Consider the following 25,132-nt stretch of genomic DNA (forward strand, 5'->3'; position numbering starts at 1 on the left):
TTATTTATTGATGATTAATAAAAAAGTGGGAATTTAATCCCACTTATCTATCTGTAATTACTATAGAATTTCTTTCGCTTTAGCAACTACGTTTTCAACTGTGAAGCCAAATAGTTTGAATAGTTGATCTGCAGGTGCTGACTCACCAAAGCTATTCATACCTACGATTCGACCATCAAAACCAACATATTTGTACCAGAAGTCTGCTAGTTGAGCTTCGATTGCCACACGTTTTGTGACTGAACGAGGTAATACTGATTCACGGTATGCTTCGTCTTGTTTATCAAATACATTTGTACTTGGCATTGAAACAACACGTACTTTCACACCTTCAGCATCTAATACCTCAGCAGCCTTCATTGCTAAATCCACTTCAGAACCAGTTGCAATTAAAATTAAGTCTGGGCAACCGCCTTTTTCGCAACATTCACGTAGGATATAACCACCACGAGCAACATTCGCAAGTTGTTCTGCAGTACGCTCTTGTTGAGCAAGATTTTGACGTGTAAAGATTAATGCAGTTGGGCCATCTTTACGCTCAACAGCTGCTTTCCAAGCAATCGCTGATTCTACTTGGTCTGCTGGACGCCATGTTTCTAAGTTAGGAATTTGACGTAACGAAGCGGTTTGTTCAACCGGTTGGTGTGTTGGACCATCTTCACCTAAACCGATAGAGTCGTGAGTGTAAACAAATAATGCACGCTGTTTCATTAATGCAGCCATACGCACTGCATTATGTGCATATTCATAGAACATTAAGAAAGTTGCACCGTAAGGAATAAAACCACCATGTAGAGCAATACCATTCATAATTGCTGACATACCGAACTCACGTACACCGTAGTTTATGTAGTTACCATCAACATTATGATCTGCACGAATTGGTTTTGAACCAGACCATAACGTTAAGTTAGAGCTTGCTAAGTCAGCAGAACCACCTAGGAATTCAGGTAAAATATGGGCATATGCTTCAATAGCATTTTGTGATGCTTTACGGCTTGCAATCGTTGCTGGGTTTGCTTGTAGTTTCTCAATAAAGGCTTTGCTTTCTGCTTCCCAGTTTGCGGGTAATTCACCTGCATTACGACGCTTAAATTCAGCAGCTAATTCAGGGTATGCTGCTTCATAAGCGGCAAATTTTGCATTCCAATCTTTTTCTGCAACAGTACCTTTTGCTTTCGCATCCCACTCGGCATAAATATCAGCAGGAATTTCAAAAGGAGTGTGCTCCCAACCTAAGAACTCACGTGCAGCTGCAATTTCAGCATCACCTAATGGTGCACCGTGGCAATCGTGAGAAGCTGATTTATTTGGAGAACCATAACCAATAATAGTTTTACAGATAATTAATGTTGGGCGTTCTGTTTCTGCTTGTGCGTTTTCAATCGCAAATTTAATTTGCTCAGCGTCGTGTCCATCTACATTGCGAATAACTTGCCAACCATATGCTTCAAAACGTTGGGCGGTATCATCAGAGAACCAACCATCAACGTGACCATCGATTGAGATATTGTTATCATCATAGAATGCGATTAATTTACCTAAGCCTAAGGTACCTGCTAATGAGCAAGCTTCGTGTGAGATACCTTCCATTAAGCAACCATCGCCTAAGAAAGCATAAGTGTAGTGATCAACAACATTATGTCCTTCACGGTTAAACTGTGCGGCAAGTGTTTTTTCTGCGATAGCCATACCTACCGCATTTGTAATACCTTGGCCTAAAGGACCAGTTGTGGTTTCAACCCCAGGAGCATAACCATATTCTGGATGGCCAGGTGTTTTAGAATGTAATTGACGGAATTGTTTTAAATCTTCAATAGAAAGATCATAGCCAGTTAAGTGAAGCAGGCTATAAATCAACATTGAACCGTGGCCATTTGACAGTACGAAACGGTCACGATCTGCCCATTTAGGGTTGGTTGGATTGTGTTTTAAGAAATCACGCCATAAAACTTCAGCAATATCAGCCATACCCATTGGTGCACCTGGGTGTCCAGAGTTAGCTTTTTGTACAGCATCCATACTTAAAAAACGAATTGCATTTGCAAGTGTTTTACGCTCTGCCATTGTGTTACTCCTAGTCAAGAATGTTATATGTTAGAAGAGAATACTATTACCCAATTTTACACTATTTTTAGTTAAAAACTCAAAAAATCTAAACTAAAAATGTGATCTGGCTCACAAAAAATGATTATAACTTGATTTTTTTTGATTGCTTTTGATTTTTTGTGCAAAAGATTTTTTAAATTCTAATATTTCTTACAAAAAGCCTACTTATTTAAGGGTTGATCTTGGTTTTAAATTTCTCTAGAATATGCACTCTTTTTAGGCGTTGAGCATAGGCTCAACATTTTTATTAATCACATATGGTACCTATCAGCGGTAGAATGTTCTAACAAGATAGGCAGCGATATGGCTTCTTACGAGGTTATCCAATGAAACAAGGTATTCACCCAGAATATACAGAAGTTACTGCAACATGTTCTTGCGGTAATGTAATTAAAACTCGCTCAACAGTGGGTAAAAACTTAAACTTAGACGTGTGTGGCAACTGCCACCCATTCTATACTGGTAAACAACGTGTTGTTGATACTGGTGGTCGTGTAGAACGTTTCAACAAACGTTTCAGCATTCCAAGCTCAAAATAATTTAGATATTTTGAAAAGCCCCGCATTTGCGGGGTTTTGTTTTATGTAAATAAGAGAATTAATTAGTAACTATTCATAGATGATTATTTTATGGTGTATAGTTAATATCATAGGTGTTACAATATCTTTATCATAAGTGTGATTATAAGATAAATCATGATAGTAAAGATGGTTATATAAAATCACATTGTTTAAAAAATGCAATCTTCTAATAAAGTAAATCAAAAAAGTATATTATAGAGTTTTATTTACTAAATCAGAAGTGCAATTATATATAAAATAATAGGAGTTTTAAAAATGAAATATAATATCTCTATGGTAATAAATAAATTTAAGAATGGTGGTGGTACTGAAAGATATATTTTAGATTTAGTTAATGGATTTTATGATTTAGGGATTCATCCCAATGTCTATGCTATGAAATTTGATAAAAGCATAACAGAATATAAAAAAATTCAAGCATATAAAATAACTTTGAATTTAATTCCTAAAATATTAAAGAATTTCTTTTTTTCTCAAGCCATTCAACGAAGAAAGAAAAATAAGGAAATAACGTTATCCGCAGCTTACACTGATGGTGATATATTATTTTGTGGAGGACAATATAGAGGCTATTTAAATGCTTTAAATAAAACGAAAACATTTTCTGCTTCCATTAAAATAAAAATGGAACAAAGAGCGTTAAATAACTCAAAAGTTATTGTAGCTCACTCCAAGCTAATGAAAAAAGAGTTAATTGAATTATATAATATTCCAAGCAATAAAATAGAAGTTCTTTACCCTCCTCTTGATATTGAAAAATTTAAAATTATTGATGATAGCCAAAGAAAAAATCTACGTAAAAAATTTGGTTTTAAAGATAATGAAACAATCTATCTATTTCCATCAACAGGGCATAAAAGAAAAGGATTTGAGATTCTTGCCAATTATTTTAAAAATAGTTCATTGCCTATAAGGTTAGTTGTGGCTGGTACCCCAGTAAAAGATGATAAAAATATAACATCTTTGGGATTTAGAAAGGATATGCCTGAATTATATCAAGCAGCAGATTTCACTATTATGGCATCAATATATGAGCCTTTTGGTTTAGTTGGATTAGAATCTATTTTCTCTGGGACTCCCATCATATTTTCAGAAAATATGGCATGCTTAGAAGCTCTAAAAGGAGATTTTGGATACACCTTTGATAGAAATGTCAATGAAAGTTTAAATAATGCGATAAGAAATTCACTAAAAAATAAATACAGGATTAATAATCCCTATAGTTTAATCGACTATGATCCAACGTTAGAAAATCATTTAAAGAATTTATTAAAAATAATAGAAAAACTTCAATGAAATGGAATTCCAAAGCCTTAAACTTTTTTTAGATATTGCTCAAACTCGTAGTTTTATCCGTAGTGCGGAAAAAAACTACATAACGGCTTCAACTTTAACTCGGCATATTCAACGTATGGAGGAGGAGTTGGGGCAACCGTTGTTTTTGCGAGATAATCGGCAAGTACATTTAACAGAAGCGGGTGAAAAATTTTTAGAATTTGCAAAACAGAGTTGGACGGAATGGCGACAATTACAGCATAGCCTTTCGCCTATGCAAGGTGAGCTAGAGGGAGAATTAAAGGTTTTTTGTTCAGTTACTGCTTCGTATAGCCATTTGCCGCCCATATTAGAGAAGTTTCGGCAGCTGTACCCAAAGGTAGATATCAAACTTAGCACCGGAGACCCGGCTCAAGCCGTGTATGAGGTGCAATCATTATCCGCAGATATTTCTTTAGCGGGTAAACCGGAATTATTACCTAATAATATTATTTTCCACTATATTGATGATATTGAGCTTTCAATTATTGCTCCTCGAATTGCTTGTAGTGCAACACAATGTTTACAACAATCACCAATAGATTGGAAAAATGTACCCTTTATTTTGCCAGTAAACGGGCCGGTACGGAAACGAATTGATCGCTGGTTTAAAGAGCAAAAAATTAAAGAACCTAAAATTTATGCTACAGTGGCAGGCCACGAAGCTATAGTTCCTATGGTAGCTTTAGGATTTGGTGTAGCATTATTACCAGATGTGGTTATTAAGCATAGCCCAATGAATAATCAAGTTTCTTATGTAAACTTGTCTTCTCCCATCACTCCTTTTGAATTAGGTATTTGTGTACAACAAAGACGTTTACAAGAGCCCATTGTTAATGCATTCTGGTCATTATTGACTAAGATTTAATAAATGGCATGATCTACCCCAAAAAGTTGGACAAATTAATTAAGTTAAATATCGAGCTCGGTACTGCACCGGGCTCAGCCCTTTTAAATTCAGTTTAATGCGTTTTTGGTTGTAATACACTAAATATTTTTCAAGTTCATCCTGCAATTCTGCTATCGATGTGTAATTTCGAGTGTAAAAACATTCCGATTTCAATATCCCAAAAAAACTTTCTATTACTGCATTATCATAGCAATGACCTCGTCGGCTCATACTTTGTAACGCTTTGCCTTTTAACATCTTCACCCATTTTTTCATGCCGTAAAGCACACCTTGATCACTGTGAATAATCGGGCAATCCGTCGGTTTTAACCGCTTAAACCCCTGTTCTAACATCCGTTTTACCAAGGAAAACTTGGGGTGGGTGGCAAATTGATAAGCAATAATTTCCCGATTGGCTAAATCCATCAGTGGGGAAAAATAGAGTTTTTCCTCTCCGATATGAAATTCCGTCACGTCCGTTACCCATTTCTGATTGAGCTTAGTCGCCGTAAAATCACGATTCAGCAAATTCGGGGCAATATGTGAAGTTTTTCCGCGTTTTCCGTGTCTTTTCTTGCGGACAATCGAATAAATGTCTAGCTCATTCATCAGTTTCAATACCGTTTTATGGTTCAGTTTAAAGCCGATTTGGCGCAGTTTTATTGTCAAAGGACGATAACCGTCCCACTGTTTGCTTTCCTGATACAACGATAACAGTGCCGCTTTTTCCGAGACGTAATCTTTCGTCACCGATTAGTAATAAAAGGTAGAACGAGACATTCTGGCCGCTTTTAATAAATCATTGAGTGCGTGATTTTGCCGGTCGAGTTCCTCCAACTTTTTTAGATAGGCATTCTCCGCTCGTAAGTAAGCCAACTCCCGCTGTAGCTTTTTAAAAGCTTGGGGAGACAAGTCGGTCGGCTCAGGGATTTCAATCTCTTTCTTTTTCATTTTAGGCTTCACTATTTTAGGTGGTTTAGGCTTGATACAGGGAGATTTTACCCCCTCTAAGCCTCGTTCGTGAAACGCTTTTAGCCAATTAATGACAACAGAATGGGGAATTTGATGAAGTTTAGCCACTTCGCGAATGCCGAAATCCTGCTCGGTAACGAGTTTGATAATTTCTAAACGAAATTGATAAGAATGAGACATAATCTGCACCTCAAATTGGGTGTCCAGGTTTTGGGGTGCAGATCATGTTTTATTTAGAATTTAGCAATCTTCATCAATCAATTCTTCTTTATTATCAACCGCTGGTGGATTATCACATAGCCAATTTGCCAAACGGGCATAATCTTGAATAGTTAAGTTTTCGGCACGAGCAGTTAGATCGATATTTAAAGCTTCAAGTTGCTCTACACTAAATAATGTTGATAATGCATTACGTAATGTTTTACGACGTTGGTTAAAGGCTTGTGTCGTTACACGATTTAACCAATACACATCTTTAACAGGGTAAGGTAATTCTTTGTAAGGTACTAAGCGAACCACTGCAGAATCGACTTTTGGTGCGGGTTTAAATGCACTTGGCGGTACTTCAAGTACAGGCATTACTTGGCAATAATATTGTGCCATAATCGTTAATCGCCCATAAGCTTTGCTATTAGGTGCTGCACATAAGCGTTTTACCACTTCTTTTTGCAACATAAAGTGCATATCTTGAATTAAATCGTGGAATTTGAATAAATGAAACATTAATGGAGTAGAAATGTTGTAAGGCAAATTGCCAAACACTCGAACTGCTTCATTTTCAGCTAGATTTAAGCTTTCAAAATATTCACGGAAATTAAAACGTAATGCATCTTCTTCAATTACATTTAATTTTTGATTTAAAAAAGGGTGATGGCGTAAACGTTCTGCTAAATCACGGTCTAATTCAACCACTGTTAGTTTATCAACTAATTCAGCGACGGGTTCAGTTAAAGCACCTAAGCCTGGTCCGATTTCAAGTAAGAATTGATCTTTTTTCGGATTGATTGCAGAAACAATGCCGTGAATCACGTTTATATCGTGTAGAAAGTTTTGCCCAAAACGTTTACGGGCAGTGTGTCCTAAATGTTTTTTAGAATTTTGTGAACTCATTTTTATCCTTTTTAGTAATAAGAAAAGAACCCCGCAAGGCGAGGTTCTTATTATTTTTATATTATTGACCAAGATATTGGATATGTACAGTTTTTCGTAGAGCTTTAATCCAGTCTTTTGAGGCCTCTTCAGCTTGTTTGTTTACAAGTTGTTGGTAAGCTCTTTGATGATAAGCATCTTCGGTTCTATCGCCATCACGAATATCTGTTACTTTAAGAATATGCCAACCAAATTGAGATTTAAAAGGTGCTGAAATTTGCCCTGTTTTTGCTGTTGAGGCAACTTTTGCAAAAGCAGGATCATAAATTTCTAGGAAATTAAATCCTAAGTCGCCACCATCTGCGCCAGAAGCATAATCAACAGAATTTGCTTCAGCTGCTTTTTCAAAAGTTGTTTTGCCTGTTTTAATATCTGAAATTAGGGAATTTAATTTCGCTTTAGCTTGGTTATCATTTAAAATTGGGTTTGTTTTTAACAAAATATGGCTAACACGGTGTTCTTTACCTAGAACGGTTTTGAATTTACCATTTGCTTTATCTTTAGCCATTAATTCTTTTGCAAGTGTTTGTACTTGCTCAGGTGAAACCTGAATAGATCGACCAATACTAAAATGGCGAACTTGTTCCATTGCCATTTGATGTGCAATATTACGTTTAAATTGCGTTAAAGTAATACCTTGATAATCTAATGCATCTAATAATTGACCATATGTAATGCCATTTTGAATAGCAATGTCTTCAACTGCTTGATCAACTGCTGCAGGGCTTACTGTTACACCAGCTTCTTTTGTAACTTGTTGAACAAGCATATCATCAATAACTTGATCAACAGCCGCTTTATGAGCTGATGGTGTCGCTTTCTTTTTTCCTAAAACTCGTTGAACTTGGCTTTCCATTACAGGAGTATCGTTTACTAATGCAACAACTCGCTCCTCAAAAGCTTGAGCAGTTTGGGTAAGACTAACAGTCGCAACGGCGACAGCAAATAATGATTTTACTAATTTCATTTTTATAACAATCCTAGTGGAGATAATAAGTAAATACCTTTCTTTAGAGATAAGTTTATAGAAAAGGTTCACTAAACTTAAGTAGTTTCTTCATTTATTGCAGGAACTAAGACCACTTGATTGGTTCCATCATAATGAGAAGTTTTCACTTGAATTTGTTCATTCTTAGCAGTGGGGATATTTTTTCCCACATAATCTGCACGAATTGGTAATTCCCGATGTCCTCTATCTACTAATATTACTAACTCAATTCGAGAGGCTCGCCCAAAATCTAATAACGCATCTAATGCAGCACGAATAGTTCTGCCTGTAAATAATACATCATCAACTAAGATGACTTTTTTACCATTAATATTTAGCTGATTATCAGCACCAGCAAAAATAGGATCTTGATAAATTAAGTCTAAATCATCACGGTAAAAGGTAATATCTAATGCCATTATTGGAAGCTGGATGTCGGCTAATTCAGCAATACGTTTTTGAATAAATTCAGCAATTTCAGCTCCTCGACGTTTAATGCCAACAATAACTAAATCTTGTAAATCTCCGTGTTTTTCAATAATTTGATGAGAAATACGAGAGATAATACGCTGAAATTGTTCAGTATCAATAATTATTTTTTCCATAGAAATTATAACGCTTGAATTTTTTTAATTACATTAGTCGTAGAGCAACCATTTTCAAAATTTAACACTTTAACTTCGCCGCCATTTGCCCATACTTCTTGGCTACCGGCAATCTCTTCTGGTTTATAGTCGCCACCTTTTATCAATAAATCCGGCAGAACTTCGCCAATTAAACGTTGCGGTGTATCTTCATCGAATGGTACGACCCAATCCACAGAGGCAAGCCCAGCAAGCACAGCCATTCTTGAATTTAAATCGTTAATTGGACGAGACTCGCCTTTTAAGCGTTTTACAGAATTATCTGTATTAACCGCAACAATTAAACGATCGCCTAATTTACGAGCATTTTCTAAGTAAGAAACGTGTCCCGGGTGGAGAATATCAAAGCAGCCGTTTGTCATCACTATTTTCTCGCCACGGCTTTTTGCTGCTTCAACAATAGCTTTTAATCCTGCTTCAGCAACAATGCCAAAGCCAGTTTCTGAGCGTTGATGAATTGCATTTTCAAGCTCAACAGGACTAACGGTTGAAGTACCAAGTTTACCAACAACCACCCCAGCTGCCGCATTGGCTAAATAACAAGCTTCTTCATAAGGACGACCGTCTGCAATCGCCGTTGCAAGCACACTGATTACCGTATCTCCTGCTCCTGTTACGTCATAAACTTCTTTTGCTTGAGTAGGTAGGTGGTAAGGTTCTTGATTCGGGCGAAGTAACGTCATTCCTTTTTCCGAGCGGGTTACTAATAATGCTGATAGCTCAAAATCAGCAATCATTTTTAAACCTTTGCGAACGATCTCATTTTCGTCTTTACAATGCCCAACAACCGCTTCAAATTCCGCCATATTTGGAGTTAAAAGCGTTGCACCACGGTAGCGTTCAAAATCGGTACCTTTAGGATCGATAAGCACAGGTACATTTGCTTTACGGGTAATTTGGATCATTTGCTGGACTGATTCAAGTGTGCCTTTGCCGTAATCCGATAAAATCAACGCTCCGTAAGCGGTAATTTCTTGCGAAAGTTTTGCAAGTAGAGAGGCAGAATCCACATTTTGGAAACCCTCTTCAAAATCTAAACGTAATAATTGCTGGTGGCGAGAAAGAATACGTAATTTTGTAATGGTTGGGTGTGAATCAACCGCCACACAATGATTTTGAATATTATATGAATTGAGTAATTGATCTAAAGCTCGTCCTGCATCATCATTACCAACTAAACCGTGAAGTGTTACCGGGACACCAAGGCTTGCAATATTCATTGCCACATTCGCTGCCCCACCTGCACGCTCTTCAATATCTTGAACCTTAACAACAGGTACGGGAGCTTCAGGCGAAATACGATTTGTTGCACCAAACCAATAGCGGTCTAGCATTACATCGCCAAGTACTAACACTTTAGCATTATTAAATTTTGGAGAGTATTGCATCATCATTTTTTGCTCCTTTATCAAATCTCCCCTAACCCCTCTTTGCTAAAGAGGGGAACTCTAACATCGTAAGCTGGTTTTTCATCTTTCTTCATTAAAAAAGCATAAATAGCCTGATGACTGAAAATTACTTATTGAACGCTCTCCCCTCTTTAGTAAAGAGGGGAAGGGGAGATTTGTTTTATTTCTTACTTTTTTTAATAAACTTCATCAAACGTTTACGTTTACGTAATTGGTTTGGTGTTAATTTGTTTTTCTTACCAGCAAACGGGTTATTTCCGTCTTGGAATAAAATACGAATCGGTGAGCCGATAATTTTTAAACTTTTACGGAAATAATTGCTTAAATAACGTTTGTAAGAGTCCGCTAATTTCTCTACCTGATTGCCGTGAATGACGATAATCGGCGGATTATAACCACCCGGGTGAGCATATTTTAATTTCACACGGCGCCCATTCACTAATGGCGGTTGGTGTTCATCTGCTGCCATACGTAAAATACGGGTTAGCATTGAAGTAGAGGTTTTTTGCGTTGCGCACGCATAAGCCTCTTGCACTGAATCAAATAGATTGCCTACGCCTGAACCGTGTAAAGCAGAGATAAAATGCACACGAGCAAAGTCGATAAAATCTAAACGGCGGTCAAGTTCTGATTTTACTTGATCTTTAATATCTTGCGATAAACCATCCCATTTATTCACAACAATAACAAGTGAACGACCGGCATTTAAAATAAAGCCTAATAGCGATAAGTCTTGATCTGAAATCCCTTCACGAGCATCAATGGTTAAAAGCACTACATTGGCATCTTGAATTGCTTGCAGGGTTTTAATTACGGAGAATTTTTCAACTGCAAGATTGACTTTACCACGTTTACGCACGCCGGCGGTATCAATAATCGTATAGTGTTGTTCATCTCTCTCCATTGGAATATAGATAGAATCACGGGTTGTCCCTGGCATATCATAAACAACCACACGATCTTCGCCTAAAATGCGGTTAGTCAGCGTAGATTTCCCAACATTTGGGCGGCCGACAATCGCAATTTTGATGTTTTTGTCTTGAATAGATTCTTCCGCTTCTTCTAAGGCTTCATCTAATAAAGCAGTATCTTCTTCGTTTTCAAAGTCGAAATCGGTATCCCACTCATCGGCATCTTCATCATTTGCAGAATTTTCATCATTTTCGACCGCTTGTGAAGCGTTGAGTTGCTCGCCAAGAGGAGCTAATACTTGCTCAATAAGCTGGGTAACACCTCTGCCTTGTGCTGCAGCAATTTGCTCTACTTCGCCTAAACCGAGCTGATAGAATTCAGCACAGTGAGAATCAGCGTCAATACCGTCAGTTTTATTTGCAACTACAACAGTGGTTTTTTCACGCTGGCGTAGGTATTGAGCAATGCCGATATCCGCAGGTAATAAGCCTGCACGGGCATCAACTAAAAATAATACGACATCGGCTTCTTCAATCGCAAGTAACGATTGTTCCGCCATTTTTTCTTCCACGCCTTCTTCTGTGCCGTCAATACCACCGGTATCAATTACGATAAAATCGTAGCCGGCAATATTAGCGTGCCCATATTTACGATCTCGAGTTAAGCCCGGGAAGTCTGCTACTAAAGCATCTCGGGTACGGGTTAAACGGTTAAATAATGTAGATTTACCTACATTGGGTCTGCCCACCAGGGCAACAACAGGAGTCATTTTCTATCCTCTAAAATTCTAAGATTTGCAATTATCGCAAAAGATCGGGTCATTATAGCTTAAATTTGAGGAAATAAGAAATTAGGAGTGATAATAGAAAAAATCTGTACCTTAGGCAGTTAATTATAAGTTTAACTTTTAGGTACAGATTCATTCTTTAATTTCGAAGCTTTATACAATTAGCGAATGATGCCTCGAGTCGAGCGTTTAAAGAATTGTAAGAAAATAGCAATAGCTGGTTCTGTTTCTGCAATTTGCTCAATTTCTGTCATACATTCTTCTAAGGTTTTTCCGCTTGAATAAATTAATTTATAGACTTTTCTAATTGCGTGTAGTGTTGCTTTATCAAAGTTTCTACGTTTTAAGCCTTCAAAATTAATACCATATGGGCGAGCGTGATTACCTTGTGCCATTACATAAGGCGGTACATCTTGGCTAACCATTGAGCCACCACCCAACATTACATGTGAGCCGATGACAACAAATTGATGAATAGCTGACATTCCACCAACAATAACAAAGTCATCAAGGGTAACGTGCCCTGCTAATGTACCATTGTTTGCGATAATGCAACGGTTACCAATAGAGCAGTCGTGAGCAATATGGCTATTGATCATAAATAGGTTATCATCACCAATTTTAGTTACTCCGCCACCTTGAACAGTGCCTCGATGAATAGTTACACTCTCACGAATACGGTTACGATTACCGATCACCACTTTAGTCGGCTCACCTTGATATTTAAGATCTTGGTTAATTTCGCCAATACTTGCAAATTGGAAAATATGGTTGTCTTCTCCAATTTCAGTTATGCCGTTAATGACAACATGTGAGTGAATTTTGGTTCTAGCTCCAATTTTTACATTTTTGCCAATAACTGAGAATGGGCCAATCTCAACACGAGCACCGATTTCAGCACCTTCTTCAATAATAGCAAGTGGGCTGATTTTTGCAGTTGAATCAATTAGACGCATAGCTTGCTCCCTTAGGCTAGTAGAAAATTATTTACGACGAGCACACATTAAGTCTGCTTCGCAAACTAATTTGCCATCAACAAATGCTTTACCTGTAAATTTGGTAATGCCACGAACTTCTTTTAAAAATTCAACTTCCAGAACAAGCTGGTCACCAGGTACAACTGGGCGTTTAAAACGAGCATTATCAATAGCTGCAAAATAATAAAGCTCATCATCTTTTAACTTACCATAAGTTGCAACGGCTAATACACCGGTTGCTTGTGCCATTGCCTCAAGAATTAATACACCAGGAAAGATAGGTGTATTAGGGAAGTGTCCTGTAAAGCAAGGTTCATTAAAGCTGACATTTTTTATCGCTTTTAACCATTTTCCTGGTTCATAATCTGTTACACGATCAACTAATAAAAATGGATAGCGATGCGGTAACATATTCATAATTTCAGTTACTTCAATAATTCTAGACTCTCGATTTTCAGTTGTAATATCTGTCACTTTAAAGACCTCTAAGTAAAAATTAATCGTTAAAACGTTTTTCTAACGATTTTAAACGTTTATTCATTTCATCAATATTCATTACTAAAGCTGCAGTTTTTCGCCACTCTTTATTTGTTTGCAATGGAATACCTGATGAGTAAATTCCTTTTTCTGTAATTGGACGCATAACCATTCCCATACCTGTAATTACAGCACCATCACAGATTTCCATATGACCGTTAATAACACTAGCTCCACCAATTTGGCAAAAACGTCCAACTTTCAGACTACCAGCCATAATAACACCACCTGCAACAGCCGTACCGTAGCCAATATGTACATTGTGTGCGATTTGACAAAGGTTATCAATAATTACGTTATCTTCGATAACTGTTGGATCTAATGCACCTCTGTCAATACAAGTGCAAGCACCAATTTCAACATTGTTGCCAATGATAACACCACCGGTTTGTGGAATTTTAATCCATTGACCTTTATCATTAGCGTAGCCAAAGCCGTCACTACCAATTACCGTTGATGCTTGAATTAAGCAATCTGAACCAATTTGTACATTATGATAAATTGAAACATTTGCCCATAATTGGGTTTTTTCACCAATTTTACTGTTTTTCCCAATAAAACAACCCGCACCAATTATGGCATCATCCCCTATTTCAACACCATTTTCGATAACAGCATTTGCACCAATAGAGACATTATTGCCTAATTTTACATCTGTCGCAACAACAGCACTTGGGTGAATGCCATTTGAGGCTTTAGGTGTTGAATCCATATATTGTGCAAGAAGAGCATAGGCAACATAAGGATTTGATACAATAATGAGATTTTGGTCATCTCGACAAAATGCAACATCATCTTGATTAACAATGATTGCACCAGCATTGCAAGCGGTTAAATTTTCTCTATATTTTGCATTTGAAATAAAGGTAATTTGTGAGCTATTGGCTTTATCTAAAGCAGCAATGCTTTGAATAGCCAAATCGGCGTTACCCCTAAGAGTACCGCCGATATGCTCCGCTAAATCAATTAAACGGAAATCTGCCATTATTTTTTCGCTTCTTCTGGTTTTGCTTCTGTTGCTTCAGATTTTTGTTCTTCAGCCTTTTCAGCAGGTTGTTCTAATTTGATATTAGGGTGTTTTGCGATAATTGCATTTAATACGGTTTCTGTAATATCTTTGCTTTCATCTTCCGCATATAATGCAACTTGTGGTTGAAGCACTAATGTATAACCTTTAGATTTTGCAATTTCTTTAATGGTTGCATTAACTTCATCTACCGCTTGCTTTTGTGCTTCTTGCGGGTTTAATCCGCCATTTTCTTTATTCGCTTGTTCAATTTTTTGTTGGAATTCATCCGCTTGTTTTTGGAATGCTTCCGCTTTTTTTGCAAATTCAGCTTCACGTTTTTGAATCGCATCTACTTTTTTCTGGAATGCATCTGCTTCTTTTTGAATTGCATTTTGGCGAGCCTGAATATCTTTAGAGCGTAAACGTGGTGCTTCTTTTTCTAAAGCAGCTACTTTTTTCTTAATGGAGGCTTCTACTGTTTTTTGCTCTTTTTGCAATTTTTCAGCATCACTGTTGATTTTATCACGCTCTGCTGTGAGCTTTTTATTCTCTTCAGCTAATTTTTTTTCATCTTCTGCAAATTTAGCTTGGCTTTCTTTGATGAACTTTTCAAATTTGGCTGTTGCATCTAATAAAACAGGGTGGTTTTGTAGTACATAGCTTGGATCAACAAAACCAATCGTATCTGCTGCAGTTGCCATTCCAGTTGTTGCTAAAGCAGCGGTTAAAGTTGCAATTTTGAATAATTTTTTCATTTATTTTCCTTTTTATTTTTAGTAAAGCGGTCAAAGAAATCTATTTAACCGCTTATTATTTATTAGAATGAGCTACCGATATTGAATTGGAATTGCTCAATTTCATCGCCATCATACTTACGAATAGGTTTTGCGTAAGAGAATGAAAGAGGCCCGATAGGTGACATCCATTGGAATGCTACACCAGCAGAAGCTCTAAAGCGTTTGAAATCACCATAGTCTGGTAAGTTTGAGTATTCATTTTTCTTCCATTTGGTATTCCAAGCACTTGCAGCATCAACAAAGATAGAAGTTCTTACATTGTGTTGATATTTTTCACTCACAAATGGAGTTGGAGTAATAAGTTCTAAACTTGCTGTTGCTAGTGCATTACCACCAATAATATCATTGGTATAGGTATTGCTGAATGAACCATTTTGATAATAAATGGCTTTAGGCCCTACTGCACCATATGAGAAGCCTCTTAGTGAGCCAATACCGCCTGCTGTGTAGAGTTGATAGAATGGTACTTCTTTACCACCAAATCCATTGGTATAAGCAACACCCGCTTTAGTTGCGACAACCCATTTGTGTTCACGATTTAATGGGAAGTAATTTCTAAAATCTGCACTTACACGATAGTATTTATTATCTGAACCTGGAATTGTAATTTTTCCACCAATATTAGCCGTTGTTCCTTCTGTTGGGAAATAGCCTCTATTTAAGCTGTTATAGTTCCAGCCAAGTGAAAAATCAAAATCATCAGCTTTGATTCTTTGGTAATGGCTACCGTTAGGATCAAATTCAAAATTCATTGATTTTACATACTTTTCACGAGTATATTCACGAGATGCATTTTTAATCTTATCGTGAGTATAACCTAGCCCTAGATAGTATGAGTTATTTTCATTAACAGGGAAACCTAGGGTTCCGTTAATACCATAAGTTTGGCGTTTATATGACGCTACGTTATCATTATCTGAGTTATCGTAATCTTCGTAGAAAATATTTCCACCTAAGCTTACACCATCTTTAGTAAAGTATGGTTCGGTATAGCCTAAATTAACACTTGTACCGTAGTCGTTACGAGTACCGTTTAAGCTAATTGTAGAACCCATTCCTAAGAAGTTATCTTGTTTAATACCTGCCTGGTAACTAATACCACTTTCAGTACCGTAACCGATACCAAAGTTGATGCTACCGGTGTTACGTTCTTTGATTTTATAAACTACATCAACTTGGTCAGTTGTATTTTCAACATTAGGCATTGACATCTCAACGCTTTCATAGAAACCGGTTCTTTCTAAACGAGCTTTACCAAGAGAAGCTTTACTTGTTGAAAGCCAAGCACCTTCTTGCTGACGCATTTCACGGCGTAGTGTTGAATCAGCGGTTACATCATTGCCTTCAAAACGAATTTTACGAACATAAATTCGACGGCCTGCATCAACAACGAAACTAATTCTAACTGTGTTTTCAGCATCGTTAAATTGAGGGTAAAGATCTACACGAGCAGAACCGTAACCTGCATCTCCTAAAACTTGTTTAATATCTTCTTCAATACGTACTAAATCAGTTTTACGGAATAATTGACCAGGTTCAAAATCTTTTAATAAGGCATTAAGTTGCTTATCCATATTAGCGGTGTTACCCACAATACGCATCTCATTAATATGATATTGTGAACCTTCATCAAGTTTATAGGTTAAATTTACTTCTGTTTTGTTATCATTAAAGACAACATCGGTATCTTTAATCGCAAATTTAGCGTAACCACGATCTAAATAAAAATCTCTGAGCGTATCTAAATCTTTTTGATAAGCAATTTGCTCAAATTTACTACTTTCAAAAATATTCCACCAAGAAACATCTGGTTGAATATCTAAATTCTCTAATAATTTTTTATCGGAGAATGAATTATTACCTTCAAATTTAATTGTTTTTGCTTTGGCAACATCGCCTTCGCTAATCGTTAATTTAACATTTACACTACCTTCCGGTGTAGGTGTGACGGTGGTTTCTACGTTTGCTTCATAGCGACCAACAGAGTGGTAATGCTCAACTAAACTTTCTCTGAATGACTCTAGTTTAGCAGCATCAAAAATTTCACCCTGATTAATTAGATTTGCTTTTAAATTTTGTTCTAATGCATCTTTAGGAATAACTTTATTCCCATCAATTTCAACATTGCCAATAATTGGTTTTTCTGCAATTTTTATAACAAGCGTATTGCCTTCTCGTGTAGCTCGAACATCAGCAAAGCGTTGTTGGCTGAATAATTGACGAACAACATTAGAAACATCATTATCGGTAGCTCTTTGCCCGATTTTTACTGGAATAGATGAAATGATCGCAGCACCAGTAGTAGGTTGAACGCCTTCAACACGAATATCTTTTACGACAAAGGGGGCAGCAACTACACCATTTGCAATTAAAAGTGAAGAAAGTAATAATTTTTTCATTGAAATTATCCTATGAAGTTTTGCAAAATTAGTTACGGCAATATTTATAAATATTTGTAAATTTATCTATAAAAAAGACCGCTTGTTAAAAATGAATAATGTCATTTACAAAAGCAAAAACCATTAAACTAAGCACAAATGCAATCCCAAGTTGTTGAAATTTTAATTGCACTTTTTCTGATAATGCTTTGCCACGAATCGCTTCGAAAGCTAATAAAATAAGTTGTCCACCATCTAATGGTAGAAGAGGGAATAGATTCATTACCCCTAAATTGACACTAATTAATGCCATAAAACTTAGATAATAAATCCAACCAATTTCAGCCGTTGCACCAGCACCTTTTGCCATTGAAATTGGACCACCTAAGTTTTTAATCGATAAATCGCCAGTAATCAAGTTACCAATAAATTGCAATATGGTTTGAATTAATGACCATACTTTTTCGATACTTTTATAAAATGCAGTAAGAATATCATATTTTAGTTCTGTACGATATTTATCTGCAAGCCCCTCATATGTAGGTACTATACCTATAATATAACGTCCATCCTGCTTTTCAGGTTGGAGGGTTAGAGTGCTTATTTGCCCTTTTTGTTCCACTTTTAGTTCAACTAAATTGCCTGTTTGTACCAGTTCGACAAGCTTTAGCCAATCAAAAGGGTGCTGATTTATTTGAAGAATGCGATCTCCAGCTTTTAAACCTGCCAGACTTGCAGGAGAGTTTTCAACAATATTTTTAATATCAGGCAATACTTTTCCACTTTTTGGGCGAATACCTAAAGTAGTTAATGGATTTTCTTTAGCACCTTCTATATGCCAATTTGAAAGATCTAAATGGTACTGTTGAATTTGAGAATCATCAATTAAGCGTCCTTCTAGTCTTACATTACGATTTCCAACTGAACCAACTAATGCAAGTGAAGCAGTCTCCCAATCTTGAACATTTTGATTGCCGATTCTGGTTATTTCTAATTCTGACGGTAATTCTGCGTTAGCCGCAATAGTATTAGGTAACACCTCTCCAATAACAGGCTTAAGAGTAGGAATACCAGAAATAAAAACTGCCCAATATGCAATAATAGCAAAAATAAAGTTTGCTGCAGGGCCTGCAAAAATAATAAACGCACGCTGTAAAACTGACTTTGTTGCTAATGATTGTTCTGGTGAAGCTGCAATGCCATTTTCGCCATTCCACATTTGCACATAGCCACCAAGTGGAATTAGTGAAAAAGCAAATTCCGTACCGTGCTTATCGGTTTTCTTAAATAAGACTTTGCCAAAACCGATAGAAAAACGGATAACCTTCACGCCACATCTACGTGCGGCCCAGAAGTGTCCATATTCGTGCACAAAAACCAGCACACAGATTAAAATAAAAAAAGCGATCGTTGAAGTCATAACTTAAAGTACAAAAAAGAAGAAGGTTGCAAAAAATGGAATTGCAGCCGTTAAGCTATCAATACGATCTAAAATACCGCCATGTCCTGGAATTAATTGGCTACTATCTTTAATGCCAGCTTGGCGTTTAAACATACTTTCGGTAAGGTCGCCTAATACAGAAATAGCAACCGTTGCAATAGAAACCAAAATGAATGGTACAGTTGCAAGTTCTCTCCCAAAAACATTATTTGGTGTAAGTTGCAAGAATGCAAAAGCAATAATACCTGAAGTAATTAAACCACCTATTACACCTTCCCAAGATTTTCCTGGTGATACTTTAGGTGCTAATTTTCGTTTACCAAAAGCACGACCAGCAAAATAAGCACCGGAATCCGCTCCCCATACTAACAAACAAACATATAAAAATACGTAAGTGCCTTGATACGGATGAATACTGTAATTATAAAAACGTAATGCTAAGACTCCAATTAAGAATGGAATTAAGGTTGCAAAGCCAAATAAGAATTTAGCAGCGACAGATTTTTCCCATATTTTTGCCGAGTTAGGATAAGTGATGACAAGAATAAATGCGATAAGCCACCAAACACACCCTAAAAATAAAATAGGGGTGGTTTCATCAGTTAAAAAACGAGTTGCTCGGATATAATTCGTATTAGCAAAAATAATAAACAGCAATAAACAAATGGTAACCATTGCGACAATAGCACGAGGAACAGGACGTTTAAATCCTGCAAATTGAGCCCATTCCCACATTGCAGCAACAATAATTGCGGCAAGAGCTAAGGTCAAAGGGAGTGGCGAAAGCCAAAAGATAGCAGCTAGTACTGCAATGATCATTACAATAGCTGAAAGTACACGTTCTTTAAGCATCTTATTTTATTTCCTTTTATTTGAACTAGCAGCTACCAAAGCGGCGCTCACGTTGTTGGTAAGACAAAATAGCTTCACTAAAAGCTTCGTCATTAAAATCTGGCCATAAAACAGGCGTAAAAAATAGCTCGGCATAAGCAATCTGCCAAAGTAGGAAGTTGCTAATTCGCTGTTCTCCACTTGTTCTAATTAATAAATCAACTTGTGGTTGGGTACCTGTCGATAAATGTTGCTGAAATAACTCTGGTGTAATTTCAGCTACTGAAATTTGGTTTCCTTTTGTTTTTTCTGCCAAGGCTTGGGCAGCTTGTACAATATCCCAATAACCACCATAGTTGGCTGCAATATTTAAAATTAGTCCAGTATTGTTTTCCGTTAATTTTTCTGATTCCGCAATGCGTTTTTGTAAGCTTTCACTAAATGCAGATTTATTACCAATAATATTCAAGCGAATATTATTTTTATGTAATTTTTTGACCTCAGAATCTAATGCTCGCATAAAAAGAGACATTAATGCAGACACTTCAGCTTCGGGTCTGCTCCAATTTTCGCTACTAAATGCATAAAGTGTGAGCACTTTAATCTGATGCTTAGCTGCAAAACTAACTGCAGAACGAACCGCTTTCACACCATTTTGATGGCCAAAAATACGCAATTTACCTTTCTGCTTTGCCCATCTACCATTGCCATCCATAATAATGGCAACGTGTTTAGGCATATTTTGAGGATCAAAGTTCACAGGGTTCACTCACTAAATAATAAATAGAATAAAAATAGATGTAACTATATCACAGGATAGAGGCTAGTGGAATTAACAAGCCCTATTTGAAAGTTTTTTTCTTTTGAAAAACAGTAAGATAAATTTCTTTTTAAAAATTATATGAATTGTCATCAAACTGTCACAATTCTTTTCTAAACTTAGCCACGCAACAGCAACTCAATTCAATTTAAGGAGAATTAATATGCTAATGCGTAAGACTCAAAAAGCAATTTTTTTAGGTACTCTTTTATCATCTGTCGCAGCATTTTCGCACGCAGATACTATTACTGGAGCTGGTGCTTCATTTCCTTATCCGATTTATGCGAAATGGGCATCTTTATATGAAAAAGAAACAGGCAATAAAGTAAATTATCAATCCATCGGTTCAGGTGGCGGCCAACAGCAAATTATTGCTCAAACGGTTGATTTTGGTGCATCTGATGACCCAATGAAAGCAGAACTACTGCAACAACATAAATTATTACAATTCCCAGCCATTATTGGTGGAACAGTACCTGTGATTAATCTACCCGAAATTAAAGCAGGCGAACTTAAATTATCCGGCGAATTACTCGCTCAAATCTACCTTGGCAAAGTGACTAAATGGAACGATGCTGCCATTCAAAAACTAAATCCTTCTCTTAAATTACCAGAAAAAGATATTCTCGTGATTCATCGCTCAGATGGCTCAGGCACAACTTTCGGCTTTACAAACTACTTATCTAAAGTTTCTCCAGATTGGAAATCTACAGTTGGAGAAGGTAAATCCGTTAAATGGCCGACAGGGCAAGGCGGTAAAGGTAATGAAGGTATTGCGGCCTATGTTCGCCAAATGAAATATTCAATTGGTTATGTGGAATATGCTTATGCTAAACAAAATCAGTTAGCTTGGGCTTCATTACAAAACCAAGCGGGTCAATTTGTGCAGCCAAACAAAGATAGCTTTATGGCAGCTGCAAGTAACGCCAAATGGAATGATGCCGTTGGTATGGGCGTTGTTTTAACCAATGAAGCAGGTGAAAAATCTTGGCCGATTACTGCGGCAAGTTTCATCTTAATTCATAAAGAAGGTAACAAGCCTGAAGCCACACAAAATGTAATTAAGTTTTTCGATTGGGCATTTGCGAAGGGACAAGCTGCTGCAACGGAATTAGATTATGTGCCAATTCCTGAAGATGTAGTGAAAAACATTCAAGCGAAATGGCAAACTGAATTGAAAAAATAACGAAAAAAGCGACCGCTTGTCTTGGCGGTCGCACAATTAAATCAATTTATGCAGAAGAACGATTATGCTTAAGATGACACAATGTTTAAATCAAAAGCGATTTGAATTATTTTTCAAATATACGACCGCTTGCTTTGCGTGGGGCGTATTTATTTTACTGGCTGCGATTCTTATTTCGCTTATTGTGGAAAGTTGGCAGAGTATTCAACATTTTGGGATCAGTTTCTTGTGGGATAATGAATGGGATCCTGTTCAAAACCAATATGGTGCATTAGTGCCTATCATTGGTACTTTAATTACTTCATTTTTAGCATTATTTATTGCAGTACCTATTTCTTTTGGTATTGCGGTTTTTATTACCGAACTTTCACCAGAATGGCTTAAACGCCCGATTGGTACGGCGGTTGAAATGCTGGCAGCCATTCCATCTATTATTTATGGTATGTGGGGCTTATTTGTGTTTGTTCCGCTATTCCAAGAATATATTCAACCTGTATTGATTGAACATTTAGGCGATTTACCACTACTCAATTTACTCTTTGCGGGAGCACCTTTTGGAATTGGTTTATTTACCGCAGGTTTAGTGCTTGCCATTATGATTATTCCATTTATTGCCTCGATGATGCGTGATGTATTTGGTGTTGTACCACCAATGCTAAAAGAGAGTGCTTATGGTTTGGGTTCGACCAAATGGGAAGTATTGTGGAAAGTAGTGTTACCTTACACAAAAACAGGACTTATCGGCAGTATTATGCTTGGCTTTGGGCGTGCATTAGGCGAAACAATGGCGGTAACCTTTGTTATCGGGAACGCTTTCCAATTACCACAATCTTTATTCTCACCATCTACCTCAATTTCTTCTGCGATTGCTAATGAATTTAATGAAGCAGCAGGGTTACAAAAATCGGCATTAATTGAGCTAGGCTTACTCTTATTCTTAATTACCACCGTAGTACTGGCGATTTCTCGCTTAATGATTTTAAGAATGCAACGTAAAGAAGGAAAACGATAATGAGAAATTTACAAAACTCACGTTTTTATTGGCGTAAATGTTGTAACAAAGTAATGCTTGGTTTGGCACATATCGCCGTGATTTTCGGATTATTTTGGCTATGCTGGATCTTATTTTCACTTATTAGCCGTGGTATTCCGGCACTTTCGCTCGATTTATTTGTACAAGAAACACCGGCACCGAATGAACAAGGCGGTTTAATGAATGCGATCGTTGGATCATTTTTAGTAGTCGGCACAGGCACGTTAATTGGCACACCGATTGGTGTTTTAGCTGGAACCTATTTAGCTGAATATGGGCATTACAGCCGCTTTGCCAAAGTAACTCGTTTTTTAAATGATATTCTGCTTTCTGCACCTTCTATCGTCATAGGTTTATTTGTTTACACCCTATATGTTTCAAAAGTAGGGCATTTCTCAGGTTGGGCAGGGTCATTGGCATTGGCATTGTTATTGATTCCGATTGTAGTCAGAACAACCGACAGTATGTTAAATCTGGTTCCGAATAATTTGCGAGAAGCAGCGATTGCATTAGGTTGCCCGCAATGGCGAGTGATTGTGATGATTTGTTACCGTGCGGCAAAATCAGGCATTTTAACCGGTATTTTACTTGCGGTTGCTCGTATTGCTGGTGAAACCGCACCACTACTCTTTACAGCATTGAATAACCAATTTATGTCTTGGGATATGAACGGCCCAATGGCGAATTTACCGGTAGTAATTTATCAATATGCGGCAAGCCCGTTCACCGATTGGAATAATCTGGCTTGGGCAGGGGCAATTTTAATTACCTTATTTGTCTTGTGCGTCAATATCTTGACCCGTATTTTCTTGCAACCGAAACAGAAATAAAGGATTTTAGAATGTATAACAACGAAGCAAAAATCTCAGTAAATAATCTTAATTTTTATTATGGCGATTTCCACGCACTCAAAAATATCAATTTAAACATTGCGAAAAACAAAGTTACGGCATTTATTGGGCCTTCTGGCTGTGGTAAATCAAGTTTGTTGCGTTCATTTAACCGTATGTTTGAACTTTACCCAAATCAACGTGCAACAGGCGAGATCAATTTAGATGGCGAAAATCTATTAACCACCGATATTGATATTTCGCTTATTCGAGCCAAAGTAGGAATGGTATTCCAAAAACCAACACCGTTTCCAATGTCTATTTATGACAATATTGCGTTTGGTATTCGTTTATTTGAAAAATTACCAAAATCAGAATTAAACGATCGTGTTGAATGGGCATTAACTAAAGCAGCACTTTGGGACGAAGTAAAATCGAAATTAAATCAAAGTGGCGATAGTTTATCAGGCGGGCAACAACAGCGTTTATGTATTGCTCGTGCAATAGCGGTTAAGCCTGAAGTATTACTATTAGATGAACCTTGCTCGGCATTAGACCCAATTTCGACAATGAAAATTGAAGCCTTGATTACCGAACTCAAGCAAGATTATACTGTGGCAATGGTAACGCATAATATGCAACAAGCAGCACGCTGTTCTGACTACACCGCATTTATGTATTTAGGCGAATTGGTGGAATTTGGCGAAACCTCGCAAATTTTCAACCAGCCTAAGGTGCCACGTACTGCAGATTACATACTCGGTAGAATGGGGTAATAAAGTAACTACAATGCAGTGTAAATGTTCATTTCACTGCATTGTGCTTATCTGACGGAGAATTTATAAATGCCTAAAACAATTTTAGTGGTTGAAGATGAACGTGGCATTCGAGAAATGATTTCTCTTTTTTTAATGCAAAATGATTACGATGTGATTGAAGCAGAAGATTACCAAAGTGCGGTTAAAAAATTAGCGGAAAAACCACAACTTATTTTGCTAGATTGGATGTTGCCCGGACGTTCTGGTGTACAGCTGATTGATTACTTAAAAAAACAAGAAGAAACCGCCCAAATTCCAGTCATTATGCTGACCGCACGCAGTGCAGAAGAAGATTGCATTACTTGCCTAAATGCCGGTGCCGATGATTATGTGATTAAACCTTTCTCTCCAAAAGTCTTATTAGCTCGAATTGAGGCAGTTTGGCGGCGGATTTACGAGCAAAATGCACAAAGTATCCAAATTGGCAATCTCACCTTAGATGAAAATGCACAGCGAGTGTTTTATCAGCAAGAGCAAATTCATTTAAGCCATACCGAATATAAGCTGTTGCACTTTTTTATGACTCACGCAGAAAAAGTCTATTCAAGAGAACAACTTCTTAACCGCATTTGGGGCGATGATTTAGAAGTGGAAGATCGCACCGTTGATAGTTACATTCGCCGATTACGCCGCAGTTTAGAACCCTATAAATGTGACCTTTATGTACAAACCGTGCGAGGAAGCGGCTATCTCTTTTCTCAACATATTCAGGGAGAATAAT

24 protein-coding genes are annotated in these 25,132 nt (G+C 37.1%); 8 read left to right on the top strand and 16 right to left on the bottom strand.

The features are described from left to right. Positions 1-60 precede the first annotated feature (60 nt). Entirely contained in the window at positions 61-2,067 is a 2,007-nt protein-coding gene (tkt, locus tag PTQ27_RS04275) for a transketolase (RefSeq protein WP_273747918.1), read from the bottom strand. A 368-nt stretch (positions 2,068-2,435) separates the two neighbouring features. Here tkt and rpmE point away from each other — a divergent pair, with 368 nt between their 5' ends. The 3 genes from rpmE to ilvY all read left to right on the top strand — a co-directional run bounded on the left by rpmE (position 2,436) and on the right by ilvY (position 4,872). Beyond that, positions 2,436-2,648 (top strand): 50S ribosomal protein L31, encoded by a 213-nt coding sequence (rpmE, locus tag PTQ27_RS04280; protein WP_273747917.1) that lies wholly within the window; start codon positions 2,436-2,438, stop codon positions 2,646-2,648. Positions 2,649-2,945: 297 nt separating this feature from the next. After that, positions 2,946-3,986, top strand: a complete 1,041-nt coding sequence (locus PTQ27_RS04285) for a glycosyltransferase family 4 protein (protein WP_273747916.1) — start codon at positions 2,946-2,948, stop codon at positions 3,984-3,986. Between the two features lies 1 nt (position 3,987). After that, complete coding sequence (gene ilvY, locus PTQ27_RS04290) at positions 3,988-4,872, top strand: HTH-type transcriptional activator IlvY (protein WP_273747915.1); 885 nt, start codon at positions 3,988-3,990, stop codon at positions 4,870-4,872. 39 nt (positions 4,873-4,911) lie between these two features. Here the strand turns inward: ilvY and PTQ27_RS04295 are convergent, their stop codons facing one another. The 15 genes from PTQ27_RS04295 to uppS form a co-directional block, all read right to left on the bottom strand. After that, on the bottom strand, positions 4,912-5,643 hold the full coding sequence (locus tag PTQ27_RS04295; RefSeq protein ID WP_273747914.1) for an IS3 family transposase: 732 nt from the start codon (positions 5,641-5,643) through the stop codon (positions 4,912-4,914). A gap of 3 nt (positions 5,644-5,646) precedes the next feature. Beyond that, the gene (locus PTQ27_RS04300; protein WP_273747913.1) at positions 5,647-6,045 is read right to left on the bottom strand and encodes a transposase; all 399 of its coding nucleotides are present in this window, start codon (positions 6,043-6,045) and stop codon (positions 5,647-5,649) included. Positions 6,046-6,105: 60 nt separating this feature from the next. After that, the gene (gene rsmA, locus PTQ27_RS04305; protein WP_273747912.1) at positions 6,106-6,975 is read right to left on the bottom strand and encodes a 16S rRNA (adenine(1518)-N(6)/adenine(1519)-N(6))-dimethyltransferase RsmA; all 870 of its coding nucleotides are present in this window, start codon (positions 6,973-6,975) and stop codon (positions 6,106-6,108) included. A 61-nt stretch (positions 6,976-7,036) separates the two neighbouring features. After that, positions 7,037-7,981 (bottom strand): peptidylprolyl isomerase, encoded by a 945-nt coding sequence (locus tag PTQ27_RS04310; RefSeq protein WP_273747911.1) that lies wholly within the window; start codon positions 7,979-7,981, stop codon positions 7,037-7,039. Positions 7,982-8,058: 77 nt separating this feature from the next. After that, positions 8,059-8,607, bottom strand: coding sequence for a bifunctional pyr operon transcriptional regulator/uracil phosphoribosyltransferase PyrR (gene pyrR, locus PTQ27_RS04315; RefSeq protein WP_273747910.1), 549 nt, complete (start codon positions 8,605-8,607; stop codon positions 8,059-8,061). Positions 8,608-8,612: 5 nt separating this feature from the next. Continuing rightward, positions 8,613-10,040, bottom strand: a complete 1,428-nt coding sequence (hldE, locus tag PTQ27_RS04320) for a bifunctional D-glycero-beta-D-manno-heptose-7-phosphate kinase/D-glycero-beta-D-manno-heptose 1-phosphate adenylyltransferase HldE (RefSeq protein ID WP_273747909.1) — start codon at positions 10,038-10,040, stop codon at positions 8,613-8,615. 175 nt (positions 10,041-10,215) lie between these two features. Next, positions 10,216-11,736, bottom strand: a complete 1,521-nt coding sequence (gene der, locus PTQ27_RS04325) for a ribosome biogenesis GTPase Der (RefSeq protein WP_273747908.1) — start codon at positions 11,734-11,736, stop codon at positions 10,216-10,218. Between the two features lie 179 nt (positions 11,737-11,915). After that, positions 11,916-12,710: an acyl-ACP--UDP-N-acetylglucosamine O-acyltransferase gene (gene lpxA, locus PTQ27_RS04330; protein ID WP_273747907.1), complete on the bottom strand. Its 795-nt coding sequence runs from the start codon at positions 12,708-12,710 to the stop codon at positions 11,916-11,918. A 27-nt stretch (positions 12,711-12,737) separates the two neighbouring features. Further along, the gene (gene fabZ, locus PTQ27_RS04335) at positions 12,738-13,196 is read right to left on the bottom strand and encodes a 3-hydroxyacyl-ACP dehydratase FabZ (protein WP_273748250.1); all 459 of its coding nucleotides are present in this window, start codon (positions 13,194-13,196) and stop codon (positions 12,738-12,740) included. 31 nt (positions 13,197-13,227) lie between these two features. After that, positions 13,228-14,253 (bottom strand): UDP-3-O-(3-hydroxymyristoyl)glucosamine N-acyltransferase, encoded by a 1,026-nt coding sequence (lpxD, locus tag PTQ27_RS04340; protein WP_273747906.1) that lies wholly within the window; start codon positions 14,251-14,253, stop codon positions 13,228-13,230. After that, complete coding sequence (locus PTQ27_RS04345) at positions 14,253-15,032, bottom strand: OmpH/Skp family outer membrane protein (RefSeq protein ID WP_273747905.1); 780 nt, start codon at positions 15,030-15,032, stop codon at positions 14,253-14,255. Before PTQ27_RS04345 ends, lpxD begins: the two co-directional genes overlap by 1 nt. Positions 15,033-15,094: 62 nt before the next feature. Next, positions 15,095-17,473, bottom strand: coding sequence for an outer membrane protein assembly factor BamA (gene bamA, locus PTQ27_RS04350; RefSeq protein WP_273747904.1), 2,379 nt, complete (start codon positions 17,471-17,473; stop codon positions 15,095-15,097). 85 nt (positions 17,474-17,558) lie between these two features. Further along, a complete protein-coding gene (rseP, locus tag PTQ27_RS04355) occupies positions 17,559-18,872 on the bottom strand; it encodes an RIP metalloprotease RseP (protein ID WP_273747903.1) in 1,314 nt (437 codons plus the stop codon). Between the two features lie 3 nt (positions 18,873-18,875). Next, entirely contained in the window at positions 18,876-19,745 is an 870-nt protein-coding gene (locus PTQ27_RS04360) for a phosphatidate cytidylyltransferase (protein ID WP_273747902.1), read from the bottom strand. A 25-nt stretch (positions 19,746-19,770) separates the two neighbouring features. Beyond that, a complete protein-coding gene (uppS, locus tag PTQ27_RS04365) occupies positions 19,771-20,484 on the bottom strand; it encodes a polyprenyl diphosphate synthase (RefSeq protein WP_273747901.1) in 714 nt (237 codons plus the stop codon). 223 nt (positions 20,485-20,707) lie between these two features. Here uppS and pstS point away from each other — a divergent pair, with 223 nt between their 5' ends. The 5 genes from pstS to phoB all read left to right on the top strand — a co-directional run bounded on the left by pstS (position 20,708) and on the right by phoB (position 25,131). Next, complete coding sequence (gene pstS / locus PTQ27_RS04370) at positions 20,708-21,730, top strand: phosphate ABC transporter substrate-binding protein PstS (RefSeq protein WP_434802826.1); 1,023 nt, start codon at positions 20,708-20,710, stop codon at positions 21,728-21,730. Positions 21,731-21,794: 64 nt separating this feature from the next. Continuing rightward, positions 21,795-22,742, top strand: a complete 948-nt coding sequence (gene pstC / locus PTQ27_RS04375) for a phosphate ABC transporter permease subunit PstC (protein WP_273747900.1) — start codon at positions 21,795-21,797, stop codon at positions 22,740-22,742. Next, positions 22,742-23,593 carry a phosphate ABC transporter permease PstA gene (gene pstA / locus PTQ27_RS04380; protein ID WP_273747899.1) on the top strand — a complete coding sequence of 284 codons (852 nt, stop codon included), beginning with the start codon at positions 22,742-22,744 and terminating at the stop codon, positions 23,591-23,593. Before pstC ends, pstA begins: the two co-directional genes overlap by 1 nt. 11 nt (positions 23,594-23,604) lie before the next feature. After that, positions 23,605-24,369, top strand: coding sequence for a phosphate ABC transporter ATP-binding protein PstB (gene pstB / locus PTQ27_RS04385; RefSeq protein ID WP_273747898.1), 765 nt, complete (start codon positions 23,605-23,607; stop codon positions 24,367-24,369). A 69-nt stretch (positions 24,370-24,438) separates the two neighbouring features. Next, on the top strand, positions 24,439-25,131 hold the full coding sequence (gene phoB, locus PTQ27_RS04390; protein ID WP_273747897.1) for a phosphate regulon transcriptional regulator PhoB: 693 nt from the start codon (positions 24,439-24,441) through the stop codon (positions 25,129-25,131). Position 25,132: the final 1 nt, after the last annotated feature.

Source organism: Mannheimia cairinae (genome assembly GCF_028649535.1).
Classification (GTDB): Bacteria; Pseudomonadota; Gammaproteobacteria; order Enterobacterales; family Pasteurellaceae; genus Mannheimia; species Mannheimia cairinae.